Raw genomic sequence first — 14977 nt, forward strand, 5'->3', positions numbered from 1 at the left:
CAGGAACGGGAGTGGTTCCCGGATTTCACGCCCGCACGGCGGTCAATGATCGGAGGCGAAACGCTCGGCCAGGACCTCGGTCGTGCGCATCAGGTGCAGCTTGAGTAGCGCCACGGCCTTGGAGGCCTGGCCCGAGAGCGCGGCCTTCATGATGGCCTCGTGCTCGCTGATCACGTCCTGGGCCAATTGGCGCTGCGACGATGGGTGGACCAGACGGATGCGCCGATAGCGCTCGGAATGGTTGACCAGTTGCTCATTGATCCGCAGCAGCCATTTGGACTTGGCGGCCGACAGCAGCGCCCGGTGGAATTCGCGGTGCGTGGCTTCCCAGTAGTCGGCGCCGTCGTGTTCGGACGGACTGTTGGGCAAGGGCGCCTTGGAAAGCTTGTACCAGGCGGAGGTGACGGCGGCGCCCCAGTTGTCGTCGCCATGGGCGATGGCGTCCTCGAACAGCATGCTTTCGATGGCGATGCGCGCCGACATGAGGTCGTCCAGGTCCGCCCGTGACAGCGGCGCCACCCGGAAGCCGCGCTGGCCTTCGTTGCTGACCAGGCCTTCGCCCGACAGCTGCAGCAAGGCCTCGCGGATGGGACTCAGGCCCAGATCGTAGCGCTTCTGGAGATCGGCCAGCTTGAGTTTTTCTCCCGGAGCCAGTTCGCCGGAAATGATGTCCGCGCGCATGCGCTCGTGGGCGACTTCCGAGATCGTACGCTTGGGTGCCTGAGCCATGGTTCCTGCAAGCTTATCTGAAGAGGGGCGCGCCGCTTCGTCGCGCCGATCGGTACGGCAGAAATTATAAATTTCTTTTATCCATGAGCCAGCGTCCGGTGGTTCGATTCGCTAGCGAAACACGCGGACACCGCGAGGAATCAAGCCTTCGTCATACTCCCTGGATCTTAAGGGATTTCCCTTTGAAATGTAAATTCACAAGGAATTTATATTTACTGCAAAAAATTCGATGGATAGAATTCGCCGCATAAGCAATATCCAACGGCGAATTCCATGGCCATCCTGATTACCGGCGCGGGACTGATCGGCTGCCATACCGCCCGTCTGCTGACGGAGCGGGGCGAACGGGTCGTGCTCTACGACGCCTGCCCCATTCCCGGCGCGATTGCCTCCATCGTGGACGACCCGCGGGCCTCGGTCGTAACCGGCGACGTGACCGACCTGGATCATCTGGCGCGCGTGGCCGAGCAGGAAGGCATCGACCGCGTCGTGCATACCGCCGCCCTGCTGTCCAATGCCATCCGTCGTTCGCCGCTGGACGGTATCCGCGTCAACGTGATGGGGACCGCCAACATCCTCGAGCTTGCCCGTCGCCTGGCGTTCAAGCGCGTCGTGCTGGCCAGTTCCACCACCGTCCACTATCCGGCGTTCGGCGATTTCGCCGGTCCGGCCTTTCCCGAGGACTACCCCATGCGCATGCTCGCTCATCGGCCGGGGTCGATCTATGCGGGCACCAAGGTCGCCGCCGAATACTTCGGCCTGCTGTACCGCGATCTCTATGCGCTGGACGTGGTCGCGTTGCGCTATGCCGCCGTGCTGGGCGGATGGTCCGGTCCGGGCACCTCGGTGCCCGGCAAGCTGCTGGCCACCTTGCTCGAAGCGGCCCGTGCCGGCCGCGAGGCGGTGATCGACGATCCGTTGCTGGTCTGGGAGGGTGGCGATGAATTCGTCGATGCCCGCGATTGCGCCCGGGCCAACGTCGCCGCGCTCGATGCGCGCGAGCCGGCACAGGGCGTCTACACCATAGGCAGCGGCGCGCTGCATCGCTTCGATGACTTCGTCGATGCGGTCCGCGCGGCGTACCCCGGGCTGCGCGTGCGCCTGGCGGTCACGCCCAAGGGCGGATTCGCTGGCTTTCCGCACGTACGCCATACGCCTTCGGACATCTCCGCCGCGCGCCGCGAACTGGGTTGGGCACCCAGCCATGCGCTGGCCGATTCCGTGCGGCACTTCTTCGAACACATGCCCTAGTACGGCTGCCGTCGGCCGCGCCGACCTCGCATTCAGGCGTCCCGCGCCCCGTCGAAGGGGCGAGGCCCCCTTTTACCCAACTCCAGAGGAATCATGACCATGGACAAGAGGACCTTCACCAAGATCGCCGGCGCGCTGGGCCTTGCGGCGGCGCTGGCGCCGGCGCTCGCGCTGGCCGCCGATCCCATCAAGCTGCGCGTGTCGTCGGCGGCGGCCGACACCGACTGGCTCTCGGGCGGCCTGCGCGTGTTCAAGGAACAGCTCGAGAAACTGGCCCCGGGCAAGTTCGCGGTCGAGGTCTACACCGGCAGCTCGCTGTTTCGCCAGGGAACGGAGGTACCCGCCCTGCAGCGCGGCAACCTCGAGATGAGCACGATGACCACGTTCGAGGTCGAACAGCAGATTCCCGAGTTCTCGGTGTTCTCGTCGGGCTACCTCTTCCGTGACTACGCGCATGCCCGCAAGGTGTTCGACAGCGACATCGGCAAGGCCTACTTCGCCGAGGTGGCCAGGAAGATGGAGCTGCAGATCATCGAGCCCATGTACCTGGGCACGCGCCAGGTCAACCTGCGCGACGGCCGCGCCGTGAAGACGCCGGCCGACCTGTCCGGCATCAAGCTGCGCGTGCCGGGCGGCCCCGGCTGGGTCGCGCTCGGCAAGGGCCTGGGCGTCACGCCCACTCCCATGGCGGTGTCCGAGGTCTACCTGGCCTTGAAGACCGGCGCCATCGATGGCCAGGAAAATCCGCTGCCCATCACCAAGGCGAACAACTTCCAGGAAGTCACCAAGACCATCGTGCTGACCAGCCACCTGGTGCAGCCGGTGTTCCTGACCATGGCCAAGAAGAAGTGGGACCAGATCGACGCCGCCGGCCAGCAGGCCGTACGCCAGGCCGCCCGCCAGGCCGCCGACTACAACGATCAGGGCCGCATCAAGGAAGAAGCCGAGATCGTGGATTTCTTCAAGAGCAAGGGCCTGACGATACAGACGCCGGACCTGGCTGCTTTCCGCGCGAGCGTCGACAAGGAGTACGCGCAGGCGGGCATTGCCGCCAAGTGGCCCAAGGGACTGAAGGAAAAAATCGAAGCGGTGAGGTAGGCAGCCATGTACCGGAAAGGGTTCGTTCGCCTGCAGCGAGGCATGGAAGCGCTGTGTACGCTGGCCTTCGTGGCGATCTTCGGGATTTCGCTCCTGGGCATCGTGATGCGCTACGTGTTCTCCATGCCGCTGGTCTGGACGGACGAGCTGGCGATGGTGCTGCTGCTGTGGGTCGTGCTGTTGACCGACGGCCTGCTGCTGTCCGATCGCGAGCAGGTGCGGTTCGACGTGGTCTACGACTTGTGCGGACCGCGCGGCCGGCGAGGCATAGGGTTGCTGGCGTCACTGGCCATCGGCGTGACCTTCCTCGCCTCCCTGCCCACCATCTACGACTACGTCGCCTTCCTGTGGCGCGAGCGTACCTCGGTGCTCGATTGGCGCCTCGATGCGGTGTTCAGCTGCTTCGTCGTCTATTGGGTGGCCGTCATCGTGCGTGCCGTCATCCAGTTCTGGCAGCTGTTGCGGCCGGACTGGCGCGAGCGCGTTGCTGACGACGCGCCTGAAGAAAACTCCAACATCCTCGGCTGATCGTTCCATGAGCACCGCATTCCTGGCGCTGTGCGCCGTCGTCGTCCTGGGCGCCGTGCTGCGCTTCCCGGTCGTGCTAATCATGTTCTGTTCCGGCGTGCTCTACCTGTGGGTGAGCGGGCAGGACCTCGGCATCATCGTCGACCAGACCCTGAATTCGTCGTTCGAGATGACCGTATTGATCGCTGTGCCCATGTTCATCCTGGCCGGCAACGTGATGAACGCCGCCACCATCAGCGAGCGGCTTTGGGGCGCGGCCGACGCCCTGGTGGGCCGCTTTCGCGGCGGCATGGGCCACGTCACCATCCTGATGAACCTGGTCATGTCCAGCCTGTCGGGCAGCGCGGTGAGCGAGGCCGCCGGCGCCGGGATGGTCGCCACGCGCATGATGCGCAAGGTCGGGAATTATCCCGGCGGCCTGTCGGTGGCGATCACCGCGGCCGCGTCCTGCCTCGCCCCCATGGTGCCGCCGTCGATCCCGATGGTGATCTATGCGCTGATCAGCGGCGCCTCGATCGGCGCGCTGTTCATGGCGGGCATCGTGCCGGCGCTGATCATGACCGTCGCGCTGATGGCCATGATCGTGTGGATGGCGCGCCGCCACGACCTGCCGCGCGGCCGCGCGGTGCCGCTGTCCGAACTGCCCGGCGTGCTGGCGCGCACCGCGGTGCCCATGACGCTGCCGGTCATCCTGCTGGGGGGCATCTGGACCGGCATTTTCACGCCCACCGAGTCCGCCACGGTCGCGGCCTTCTGGGCCATGGTGCTGGGCGTGCTGGTCTACCGCAACGTCGGCCTGCGCGGCCTGGCCGCCGTATTCGTGCAATCCATGCGCCAGTCGGCGGCGGTGATGCTGCTGATCTTCAGCTCCTTCATCGTCAACTACGCCTTCACCTCGGAAGGGCTGAGCCAGTCGCTGGCGGGCTACGTCATGGGCCTGGACCTGTCGCCCGTGATGTTCCTGCTGCTGGTCAACCTCATGTTCCTGGTGCTGGGCACGGTGCTCGACGGCGCCGTCATGCTGCTGGTGCTGGTGCCGGTGCTGCTGCCCGCGGTCCATGCCTTGGGAATCGACCTGGTGCATTTCGGCGTGGTCGCGACGCTGAACTTCATGATCGCGATCATCTCGCCGCCCTACGGATTGATCCTGTTCGTGCTGTCGGCGCTATCGGGCGTTCCCATCGGACAGATCAACCGCGCGATATGGCCGTTCTGCTTCCTGTTGGTCGGCGTCCTGCTGCTGCTGGTGCTGTTCCCGGGACTGTCGCTGTGGCTGCCCAGGATGTTCGGCTACGGAGCCTGACCGCGCCATGTGATCCACGGCGGGACGCGGGCTTCCGCGGCTCGCCACCCACGGTTTGCCGGCCGCCACCCACGCCTGGCCGGCAACGCCTCTCTTCCAGCCCTGTGCTCATAGAAGGAAATGTCATGAAGCTTCGCACCCGACTTCTGCCTGCTCTCCTGGCGACCTGCGCCAGCGCGCCCCTGTTCGCCCAGACCTCCAACGTCACCTTGTTCGGGATCGTAGACATGGGCTTCTTGCACGACAGCGGCAATGCCGCCGGCACCAACAACAAGCTCAACTCCGGCATCATGTCCGGCTCGCGCTTCGGCCTGATGGGCAGCGAAGACCTGGGCGGGGGCAACAAGGCCATCTTCATGCTGGAAGGCGGCGTCAACGTCGACAACGGCAGCTCGGCCCAGGGCGGCACGCTGTTCGGCCGCCAGGCCTGGGTCGGGCTCGAAGGCAGCCTGGGCCGCCTCACGCTGGGCCGCCAGTACACGACCGTGGCCATGGCGCAGGTCGAGTTCGATCCCTTCTCGACCGGCATGACCGGCACCTCGGCCAGCCTGATCTCGGCCGGCGGCCAGGGCGGCAGCAATCGCGCCAACAATGTCGCCAAGTACTACCTGGGCCACGCCTCGGGTTTCAATGGCGAGCTGTCATATGCCCCGGGCGAAGTCGCCGGTTCCAGCAGCACGAACTCGCAACTGGGCGCCTCGGTGGGCTACACCAAGGGCCCGTTCGGCATGAAGATCGCCTACGCGAAGGCCAACGACGCCGTCGCCCCGGGCGAAGACGCCAAGATGACCTTCATCGGCGCCAAGTATGACTTCGGCGTGGCCACCGCCTTCGTCAACTACGTCATCAACCGCGGAGCCATCGTGCCCGGCACGGTCAACTACAAATCCGAGGACCTGTTGCTGGGCGCGCGCATTCCCGCCGGCGCCCGCGGCCGCGTCATCGTCTCGTTCATCAACAAGAACGACCGCACCGCCGACAACCATGACGCGCGCCTGTACGCCATCGGCTACGTATACGACCTGTCCAAGCGCACCAGCCTGTACACGTCCTACACCTACATCGACAACAAGGCGCCCAATACGTCGCCCACCGGCTTCTACAAGGTATGGAACGCCAACGATGTGGGCAATGCGCTGGCCGGCAACCGGGCTTTCGCGATCGGGATCAACCACCGGTTTTGAGTCGGTTCCTTCCGCCTGGTGATTCGGCCTCGCCGAGCAGCAGCGCCGTCGCGATATTGGGCGCGGGAGCCGGGGCATCCGCCCTGGCTCCCAGTCGGTACGGTAGCGCTCGACGATCCGCCCCTGGCCACCACGGTCGAGCAACAGAAGGCCCGCCTGCCTATGTGATTGGCAGGGACACCGTCCATTGGTATCGTAGGCCAGGGAGAGCGCCGCGCCACCCGCCGTTCCCCCGCACCGCCTCGAAGACCATCGCCGCCCACCCGGCGGCTTCACGCCACGCATCCGCCACACCAGGGAGATCAGCATGGAAAGTGTAACCACCGAGACCTTGCGCTGCATTCTGCTCGCCACCGACCTGAGCGCCCGCTGCGACCGGGCCCAGGACCGCGCCGTACGGCTGGCCAGGGAGCATGGCGCGAAACTGGTGGCGGTATGCGTCATCGAGAACTCGCTGGGCGACGTGCTGACCGCCCGGCGCAGCCAGGTGGTCGACCGCAAGGCCGCCGAGCGCCGCTTCCGCGCCAGCCTGGGCGACATCGACATCCCGGTGGAGCTGGTGCTGGAACCGGGGCACGCGGTCGAAGTGATCCGGAAGACCGCCGCCGCGCACCTGTGCGACCTGATCGTCACGGGGGTGGCGCGCGACGAGACGCTGGGGCGCCTCCTGCTTGGCACGACAGTGGAAAAACTCGCCCGCGAAGTCAGCTTGCCCATACTCGTCGTGCGCGAGCGGCCCCATCATTCCTATCGAGACCTCCTGGCCGCGGTGGATTTCTCCGAAGGGTCGCGGCAGGCCTTGACGACGGCGCTGGCGCTGTTTCCCGAAGCCCGTCCGTTGCTCTATCACGCCTTCACCACGTCCAAGACCCGGCCCGAGGCGGCCGCTGTCGAGCAGGCGCGGCAGGCGGCCGAGAACGAAGTCGCCGCGTTCATGAAGCAGAACGCCATGCTGCTGAACCGGCCCGATATCGAGTGGAAGATCGAGCACGGCCTGCCGGAAGACGTGCTGCCCGATTACGTCGCCCGCCATCCCACCGAACTGCTGGTGGTGGGCACGCATGGCCGCACCGGCATCCTGCGGACCGCCATCGGCAGCGTGGCCGAGCAATTGATCCAGCACACGCCCTGCGACGTGCTGATCGTGCGGCAGCAGGAACCCTGAGGCGCCGCGCCTATCCCGCGCGCCGGCCGTATTCGCTGGGCGGCACGCCCGCCCAGCGGCGGAAGGCGCGGGCGAAGATCTTCTCCGAGCCGTAACCCACCAATTCGGCGACGTCGGCCAGGCGCACCGGGCCGAGCTTGAGCCGTTCCGCGGCCCGCTCCATGCGCCGCGCCGTGAGGTACGAGATGGGCGATACGCCGACCAGTTCGCGAAAGCGCGCGCTGAAGCGGGACCGCGACATGCAGACTTCGTCGGCGAGCACCGGCACGGTCCACGGCCTTTCTGGCCAGCGGTGCATCAGCATGATGGCGTGGGCGATCTTGGGATCCGACAAACCGCGCAGCCAGTTGGGCTCGGTGTCGCGGTGCCGCAGCAGGTAGGCCCGCAGCACGTGCACCATTAGTAGGTCGCCCATGCGCGCGGCCGAGAGCTTCCAGCCCGGCTGCCGGTTCAGGCTTTCCTCGATGAACAATTCCATGGTCGGCGCCAGGCAGGACGCCAGAAGCACGTCGTCCTCGCGCAGGTGGATGAGGCCGGGCAGGAAGCGCAGGACCGAATTCTGCCCCACCGGTCCGTAGTCGACGATGGTGGTGAACAGTTCCGTGGGCACGCCGGCATCGCCAAGGGTGAAGACCAGGGGCTTCTCGCCCCGCTCGCGCATGCCGTGCGCGGCCAGCACTTCCGCGAACGGCGTCGGCGGAATGCCGGGAGAGGACGAGATGGTGTGCCTGCCGCCGCGGGGAAGCAGCACGAGGTCGCCGGGCTCGACCTGCACCGGCGCCATGCCTTCCAGGTGTATCCAATAGGGTGCGCCCCTGGCGATGCGGAACATGGCGCCGCGCAGGCCGGTGGACTCCAGCGACCAGGGCGCATGCAGCGTGAAGCGGCCCGTCGTGGCGCTATCGGCCCGGCATCCCGACAGGACTTCGCTCAACACATCCACGTCTTTCCTCCCATCGGCCGCGCCCGCCACCCGATTTTATCGGCATCGGCCGCTGGCGAGACGAATTGCGGCCTAATAAGGCGTTATTGGGGTGGAGGCGAGCCGGTTTTCAGGGAAGAATCTGCGCTTTCCCGCGCTCGCGGGTCCCGTCCTGGGATCCGCCGCGGTGCCATACGGCGCGGTTTTCCGGCGGGGACGGATCGTCCCGGCCGGCGTTTTCCCCGCATCGCATTTTCATAGGTGCCTCCATGACCGCTTTGCTTCGCACTCTCGCCCTGGCCCTGGGCTGTCTGCCGCTGGCTGCCCCCACCGCGCACGCGCAGGCGAACGATTTCCCGGCCAAGCCCATCACCATCATCGTCGGCTACCCGGCCGGCGGTGGCCCGGACATCGGCGCCCGCATGCTGGGGGAAAAGCTGGCTGCCCGCATGGGCCAGCCGATCATCGTCGAGAACCGTCCCGGCGTGAGCGGCATGATGGGCGCCTCCGCGGTGGCGCGCGCGCCGGCCGACGGCTATACGCTGCTGTTCGCGCCCAATACGTTCCTGATCGCGCCGCACGTGCTGCCCAAGAGCGCCAACGTCAAGCTCGACGTGCTGGAAGACTTCGTGCCCGTCGTCGCGCCGTCCAAGGGCGCCATGATGCTGGTGGCCCATCCCTCGCTGGGCGTCCACAACGCCAAGGAGCTGGTGGCGCTGCTCAAGAAGCAGCCGGGCCTTGCCTATGCCACGCCGGGCAGCGGCTCGCCCATGCACATCGCCGGCGAGCTGTTCAAGAAATCGGCCGGCGTAGACATGCTGCACGTCCCGTACAAGGGCGTGGCGCCGGCGATCGCCGACGTGCTGGGCGGCCACGTGAAGATCACCTATGCCAGCATCGGCGTCGTGGCGCAGCACATCGCCGCCGGACGCCTGGTGGCCCTGGGCATGGCCGAGAAAGAGCGCTCGCCGCTGATGCCCGAGCTGCCGACGCTGGCCGAGCAGGGCTATCCGAATACCGCCACCGGGGCCTGGTACGGGGTGTTCGCGCCCAAGGGCACGCCGCAGGCCGTCGTGGAAAAGCTGAACCGCGAGTTCAATGCCGTGCTGCGCCTGCCGGATACCGCCGCCAAGCTCAAGCAGCAGTGGGAAGTACCGCTGGGCGGTTCGCCGGACGACCTGGCCCGGATGGCCAAGGCCGAATACGACAATTACGGCAAGATCGTCAAAGAGTTCAACATCTCCGCCGATTGACCGCATGAACCAGTCCGCCGCCAGGCGCCCGAACATCTTGCTGATCATGACCGATCAGCAGCGGGCCGATCACCTGGGTTGCTATGGCAACCCCATTCTCCGCACGCCGCACATCGATGGCCTGGCGCGCCAGGGCGTGCGCGCCAGCCAGTTCTACGTGGCCAGCCCTACTTGCATGTCCAACCGCGCCACGCTGATGACGGGGCGCATGCCCTCGCTGCATGGCGTGCTGCACAACGGCATTCCGCTCTCGCGCGAGGATACGACTTTCGTCGAGCTGCTGCGCGACGCGGGCTATGCGACCGCGCTGATCGGCAAGTCGCACCTGCAGAACTTCGGCTACAACAATCCGCCCATACGAAGCTGGGAAAACCTGAACGGCGGCGCGCCGCCCGCCGATGCGATGAAAGACGCGCGCAAGCACCATCGGCGCGGACGCGAATACGACAACGAGTGGACCCCTTATTGGAAGGCCGATCCGTCGTTCCGGGTGCAAACGCCGTTCTACGGCTTCGACGACGTGCGCCTGTGCACGCTGCACGGCGACCGCGTCCAGGGCGACTACGCGCGCTGGCTGGCCGAACGCCATCCCGATCCCGACAGCCTGCGCGGCCGCGAGAACGCCATTCCCGACGCCCGCTACGACTCGCCGCAGGCGTGGCGTACCCGCATGCCGGTGGAGCTGTATCCGTCCACCTACGTTGCCGAACAGACCTGCGAGTGGCTGGCGCGGCATGCGCGCGAGGGCGGCGACCGGCCCTTCTTCGTCCAGTGCTCGTTTCCCGATCCGCACCACCCGTTCACGCCCCCCGGCAAATACTGGGACATGTACGATCCGGCCGGCATTCCGCTGCCGCCGTCCTTCCACCAGCAGAACATGCCCGCGCTGCTGCGCGCGGTGCACGAGCGCACGCGCGGCGGCGCATCGCGCGAGGCCTATATCCCCTTCGCGCTGAACGAGCGCGAATGCCGCGAGGTGACCGCGCTGACCTATGGCTCGATCAGCCTGGTCGACGACATGGTGGGCCGGGTCCTGGCCAAGCTGGACGAGCTGGGTATGCGCGACGATACCGTAGTGGTGTTCACCTCCGACCACGGCGAGATGATGGGCGACCACGGCATCGCGCTCAAGGGCGTGATGCACTATCGCAGCGTGACGCAGGTGCCGTTCGTCTGGCACGATCCGCAATTGCCGGCATCGCGGCGGGGCGCCAGCCTCGATGCCGTCGCCGGCACCGTCGACCTGGCGCAGACCCTGCTGGCGCGCGCCGGCGTCGCGCCGTTCAACGGCATCCAGGGCGCCAACCTGTTGCCGCTGCTGCGGGGCGCAGCGGACGCGCCGCCGCGCGCCGGCATCGTGGTCGAGAGCGAACCCTTGCAGTACGCGTTCGGCCGTCCCCGGCGGTTCAAGGTCCGGACCCTGTTCGACGGCCGTTATCGTCTCACCCTGTCCGACGATCCGGCCGTCTGCGAGTTCTACGATCTCGAAGCGGATCCGCACGAAGTCGAGGACCTCTGGAACGTTCCGTCCGCGCGGGCGCGCCGGGACGAGCGGATCGCCGCGCTGGCGGTGGAAATGATCCGATTGTCGGAAAGTTCGCCGCTGCCGAGCGCGCAGGCCTGACGGCTCGCCGCGGGCGGCGCGCCACGGTAAAGTCGGAGGCATCCCGGCGCACTGCGCGCCGCCCCCGATCGAAGGACGCTCGCCGTGCTACCCCGCGTTTTTGTCTATGTCGATGCCATTGCGCGCGCCGGATCGCTGCGCAAGGCGGCCGAGCAGGTCCACGTCGCCGCGTCGGCGCTGAACCGGCAATTGCTGGATCTGGAACAGGAGCTGGGCGTCGAGCTGTTCGAGCGCCTGCCGCGCGGAATGCGGGCCACGGCCGCGGGCGAGCTGCTGCTGGCCCACATCCGCAAGCAGGAGCGCGAATTCGAATTGTTGCGCTTCCAGTTCGACAACCTGCGTGGATTGCGGCGCGGCCACATCCGCATCACGTCGCACGAGACCGCCACCCGGGAGCTGCTGTCGCGGGCCATCTCCGCCTTCCGCGATGAATATCCCGGCGTATCGTTCACGGTCAATATGGGGACGACGGCGCGTACCTTCGACGAACTGCAGGACGATACGGTCGAACTCGGCCTGTTGTTCAATCCGCCTCCCAACGCCTTGCTGACCCGGCTGGTCGAGGTCAGGACGCCGCTGCATGCCGTCATGGCGCCCGATCATCCGCTCGCGCGCCGCAAGACGCTGCACTTGAGCGATTGCCTGGCCCATCCGCTGGCGCTCACCAACTCCGCGCTGGCGGGCGGGCGCAACCTGATCGAAAGCCTGGCGCGCCAATCGGGCCACGTGGTCAACCCCGCGCTGCAAACGGACAGCTTCGAGTTGATGGGGCAGTTCGCGCGCCAGTCCGGCGGCGTTTTTTTTCAGCTGGCGGTTGGCGTCGCGGCCGAGGTGGAGCGCGGCGAACTGGTTGCCATCGCGCTGGCCGACCCGCCCCTGGCCAAGGGCCGGCTGGTGTTGCTGGCGCGTCGCGGCCGCACCTTATCGGTGCCGACTTCGCGTTTCGTGCACTACCTGGCGGAGCACATGCACGCGCTCGCGTAGGGGCGGCGACTGGAGGTGCCGGGCCTTGCGCGCATGCGTCCGGGTGTGCTGAAAAAGCGAACGCATCGCACTGAATTTGCTGATTTTCAGATTGCGCTTGCCTTCCTAGGATGGTGGTTCGCCGATACGTCGGCCCATCCTGGGAGCTTGCGAAGTGAACACCATTGCATGGCATTACGAGCCGGTTGCCGGCGCGCCGCTGGGAGCGGTCGCGCAAGGGGTGGACCTGGCCAGCGCGGACGAGGCGTTCTATGCCGATCTACCCCGGCAGCTGGCCCGCCACGGCGTAATCATTTTTCGCGACCAGCAGCTATCGCCCGCGGCGATCCAGGCCGCCGCCGCCAGGCTCGGCCCCCTGGAGCCGAGCGTGTTGGACCAGTTCTGCATGCCGGGCAATCCCTTCATCTACATCCTCTCGAACATCGTCGAAAACGGCCGGCCGATCGGTTCGTCGACCGATGGCTACGGCTGGCATACGGACCAGGCCTATTTCGCCAAACCGACGGCTTACACCTTTCTGTATGGCCTGGAGGTGCCGCCCGAAGGCGCGGCGACGGAGTTCGCCAATACCCGGCTGGCCTACGAAAGCCTCTCCGAGGCGCGGCGCGGCGAGCTCAAGCCTCTGCGTGTCGAGCATTCGTACATGAAGATGATCACCGATCGCGCCAGCAACCCCGCGTTCGCCGGCAAGGTGCCGGTTCCGACCGACGAGCAGCGGGCGCGGGTGCCCGACGTATCGCAGCCGCTGGTGCGCCGCCATCCGGTCGACGGCTCGTTGTCGCTCTATCCGGGCGGCCAGACGGTCAAATCCATAGAAGGCCTGGGCGGCGAGGACGGTCTGTCGTTGGTACAGGAATTGCTTGCCTGGTGCACGGCGGAGCGCTTCCTCTATCGCCATGCCTGGCAGCCGCGCGACCTCGTCATCTGGGACAACCGATGCACGCTCCATCGCGCCACGCCCTACGACAAGGAGCGCTATCGCCGGCTGATGTGGCGGGTCAGCATTACCGGCGAACGTCCGCTGGGCCCTTGACCGGGCGGATGGGCGAGCGGGCGAGGATTTTTCGGCAGTCAACCATTTCGAGGGGCAGGGCTATGCGGGCAGGAACGGCCGGCGCGGGACGCGCGGCAGGATGGAAGGGCGCTTGTGCGCACGTGGCGCGGCTGACGCTGCGGGGGCTGTCGGCATGGGGGGTGGCGGTCATGCTGGCCGGACCGGCCGCCGCGGCCGACAAGGTGGTCGCGCAGATCGACTGGCTGCCTTCGGGCGACAAGGCGCCGTTCTACGTCGGCGTGCATGAAGGATTCTTCGCGGCCGAGGGGCTGGAGGTGACCGTGCAGTCCGGGCGCGGGTCGTCCGATGCGCTTACCAAGGTCGCCACCGGCGCCGCCGACATCGCCAGTTCGGGATTGGCGGCGGTGCTGAGCGCCGCCGCCAAGGACGCCATGCCCATGCGCGTCGTGTACTCGCTCTACACCGAGGCGCCCGATTCCTTCTTCGTCGTCAAGGGCGGCGGCATCAAGACGCTGCAGGACCTGAAGGGAAAGCCGGTAGCCGCCACCGCGCTGTCGGCTTCGCGCGTGCTCATGCCCGTCGTGCTCGAACGCAATGGCATCGCCATCGACCAGATCAAGCTGCAACTGGTGGACGCCAATGTGCTCATGCCGATGCTGGCGTCCGGCAAGGTCGAGGCCATTTCCAGCTTCCGCACCCAGTCGCCGCTGGCCAACTCCCTGCTGCGCCCGCGCGGCAAGGAGGTCGAGGTGTTGCCGTGGTCGTCCTTCGGCCTGCAAACCTATGGGACGGTCCTGGTCGCGTCCAACAAGCTGATCGAGCAGCGGCCCGAGGTGCTCAAGCGCTTCCTGCGCGCCTTCCACAAGGCCGTGCTGTTTTCGCTCAAGGACCCGGCCGCGGCCGGCAAGGCGGTGCAGAAGGCGTCGGCCGAAGTGGATCCGGCGATCGCCACGGCCCAGTTCACGGCTTCCATGCCGTTGATCGACAATGCCGTCAGCCGGCGCGACGGCATCGGCGCGCTCGAGCCGGGCCTTCTGAAGAAAAGCTGGGAGTGGGTGGCGGCGTCCGAGCACTACCCGGCCGACAAGGTGGATCCCGAGAAACTGGTTTATCGCGGCGCGCTCCCGGATCGTTGAACATGGAGCCGCCCGTCATCGAACTGGCCGGCGTCGGCAAGACGTTCATCGCCAGCGATCGCAGCAGTACGGAGGCCTTGAGCGGCATAGACCTCGGCATTGCCCGGCACGAGTTCGTCGCGCTGATCGGGCCATCGGGCTGCGGCAAGTCGACGCTGTTGCGGCTGATGGCCGGACTGCTGCCCGCCAGCGCGGGCAGCGTGCGCATCTATCGCCAGCCCGTGACCGAGCCGCGCGACGAAATCGGCATCGTTTTCCAGCGCCCGACGCTATTGCCGTGGATGAGCGTGCTCGACAACGTGGCGTTTCCCGTCAAGCTCAAGACGGGCCGGGTGGATCCGGCGACGCTGGCGCGCGCCCGCGAGCTGGTGGGCATGGTGGGGCTGGCCGATTTCATCGACAAGCGGCCCGATGAACTGTCGGGAGGCATGCAGCAACGGGTGGGCATTGCCCGTTCGCTGCTGCACGACCCCGACATCCTTTTGATGGACGAGCCGTTTTCGGCGCTCGACGCGCTCACGCGCGACGAGATGAGCCTGGAACTGTTGCGCATCCTGCGCGATACGCCCAAGACGGTCGTGTTCGTGACGCATTCGATCCCCGAGGCATTGCTTCTGGCCGATCGCATCGTCGTGATGCAGGCCCGGCCGGGGCGCGTGCGAGACGTGATCGACGTGCCCTTCGCCCGGCCGCGTTCGCTCGACACGCTGACCGACTCGCGCTTCAACCGCATGGCCAATGAGATCCGGGAACAGGTGTTCACCCGCAGGACGGAGTCCTAGACG

14 protein-coding genes are annotated in these 14977 nt (G+C 66.8%); 12 read left to right on the plus strand and 2 right to left on the minus strand.

The features are described from left to right. Positions 1-42: 42 nt before the first annotated feature. Positions 43-729 (minus strand): GntR family transcriptional regulator, encoded by a 687-nt coding sequence (locus CDO44_RS25605; RefSeq protein WP_087783037.1) that lies wholly within the window; start codon positions 727-729, stop codon positions 43-45. A gap of 273 nt (positions 730-1002) precedes the next feature. Between CDO44_RS25605 and CDO44_RS25610 the strand changes: the two genes are divergently transcribed. The 6 genes from CDO44_RS25610 (at position 1003) to CDO44_RS25635 (ending at position 7258) form a co-directional block, all read left to right on the plus strand. Then, complete coding sequence (locus CDO44_RS25610) at positions 1003-1980, plus strand: NAD(P)-dependent oxidoreductase (RefSeq protein ID WP_087783038.1); 978 nt, start codon at positions 1003-1005, stop codon at positions 1978-1980. 99 nt (positions 1981-2079) lie between these two features. Then, positions 2080-3078 carry a TRAP transporter substrate-binding protein DctP gene (dctP, locus tag CDO44_RS25615; RefSeq protein ID WP_158213436.1) on the plus strand — a complete coding sequence of 333 codons (999 nt, stop codon included), beginning with the start codon at positions 2080-2082 and terminating at the stop codon, positions 3076-3078. A gap of 42 nt (positions 3079-3120) precedes the next feature. Further along, positions 3121-3606: a TRAP transporter small permease gene (locus CDO44_RS25620; RefSeq protein ID WP_158213437.1), complete on the plus strand. Its 486-nt coding sequence runs from the start codon at positions 3121-3123 to the stop codon at positions 3604-3606. Positions 3607-3613: 7 nt separating this feature from the next. Continuing rightward, positions 3614-4909: a TRAP transporter large permease gene (locus CDO44_RS25625; protein ID WP_087783041.1), complete on the plus strand. Its 1296-nt coding sequence runs from the start codon at positions 3614-3616 to the stop codon at positions 4907-4909. Between the two features lie 125 nt (positions 4910-5034). Then, positions 5035-6093 carry a porin gene (locus CDO44_RS25630; protein ID WP_158213438.1) on the plus strand — a complete coding sequence of 353 codons (1059 nt, stop codon included), beginning with the start codon at positions 5035-5037 and terminating at the stop codon, positions 6091-6093. Positions 6094-6400: 307 nt separating this feature from the next. Beyond that, positions 6401-7258 (plus strand): universal stress protein, encoded by an 858-nt coding sequence (locus CDO44_RS25635; RefSeq protein WP_087783043.1) that lies wholly within the window; start codon positions 6401-6403, stop codon positions 7256-7258. Between the two features lie 10 nt (positions 7259-7268). On the opposite strand, the gene CDO44_RS25640 is transcribed toward CDO44_RS25635, so the two are convergent. Next, positions 7269-8201 carry an AraC family transcriptional regulator gene (locus CDO44_RS25640; RefSeq protein ID WP_158213439.1) on the minus strand — a complete coding sequence of 311 codons (933 nt, stop codon included), beginning with the start codon at positions 8199-8201 and terminating at the stop codon, positions 7269-7271. Positions 8202-8449: 248 nt separating this feature from the next. On the opposite strand from CDO44_RS25640, the gene CDO44_RS25645 reads away from it, so the two are divergent. The 6 genes from CDO44_RS25645 to CDO44_RS25670 all read left to right on the plus strand — a co-directional run bounded on the left by CDO44_RS25645 (position 8450) and on the right by CDO44_RS25670 (position 14974). Beyond that, positions 8450-9433, plus strand: a complete 984-nt coding sequence (locus CDO44_RS25645; RefSeq protein WP_087783045.1) for a tripartite tricarboxylate transporter substrate binding protein — start codon at positions 8450-8452, stop codon at positions 9431-9433. Positions 9434-9437: 4 nt separating this feature from the next. Next, positions 9438-11057 carry a sulfatase gene (locus CDO44_RS25650; RefSeq protein WP_087783046.1) on the plus strand — a complete coding sequence of 540 codons (1620 nt, stop codon included), beginning with the start codon at positions 9438-9440 and terminating at the stop codon, positions 11055-11057. Positions 11058-11141: 84 nt separating this feature from the next. After that, complete coding sequence (locus CDO44_RS25655) at positions 11142-12041, plus strand: LysR family transcriptional regulator (protein ID WP_087783047.1); 900 nt, start codon at positions 11142-11144, stop codon at positions 12039-12041. Between the two features lie 154 nt (positions 12042-12195). Beyond that, a complete protein-coding gene (locus CDO44_RS25660) occupies positions 12196-13074 on the plus strand; it encodes a TauD/TfdA family dioxygenase (protein ID WP_158213440.1) in 879 nt (292 codons plus the stop codon). A 62-nt stretch (positions 13075-13136) separates the two neighbouring features. Beyond that, entirely contained in the window at positions 13137-14192 is a 1056-nt protein-coding gene (locus CDO44_RS25665) for an ABC transporter substrate-binding protein (RefSeq protein WP_158213441.1), read from the plus strand. Positions 14193-14194: 2 nt separating this feature from the next. Further along, on the plus strand, positions 14195-14974 hold the full coding sequence (locus tag CDO44_RS25670) for an ABC transporter ATP-binding protein (protein ID WP_087783050.1): 780 nt from the start codon (positions 14195-14197) through the stop codon (positions 14972-14974). Positions 14975-14977 lie beyond the last annotated feature (3 nt).

The organism is Pigmentiphaga sp. NML080357, assembly GCF_002188465.1.
GTDB lineage: Bacteria > Pseudomonadota > Gammaproteobacteria > Burkholderiales > Burkholderiaceae_B > Pigmentiphaga.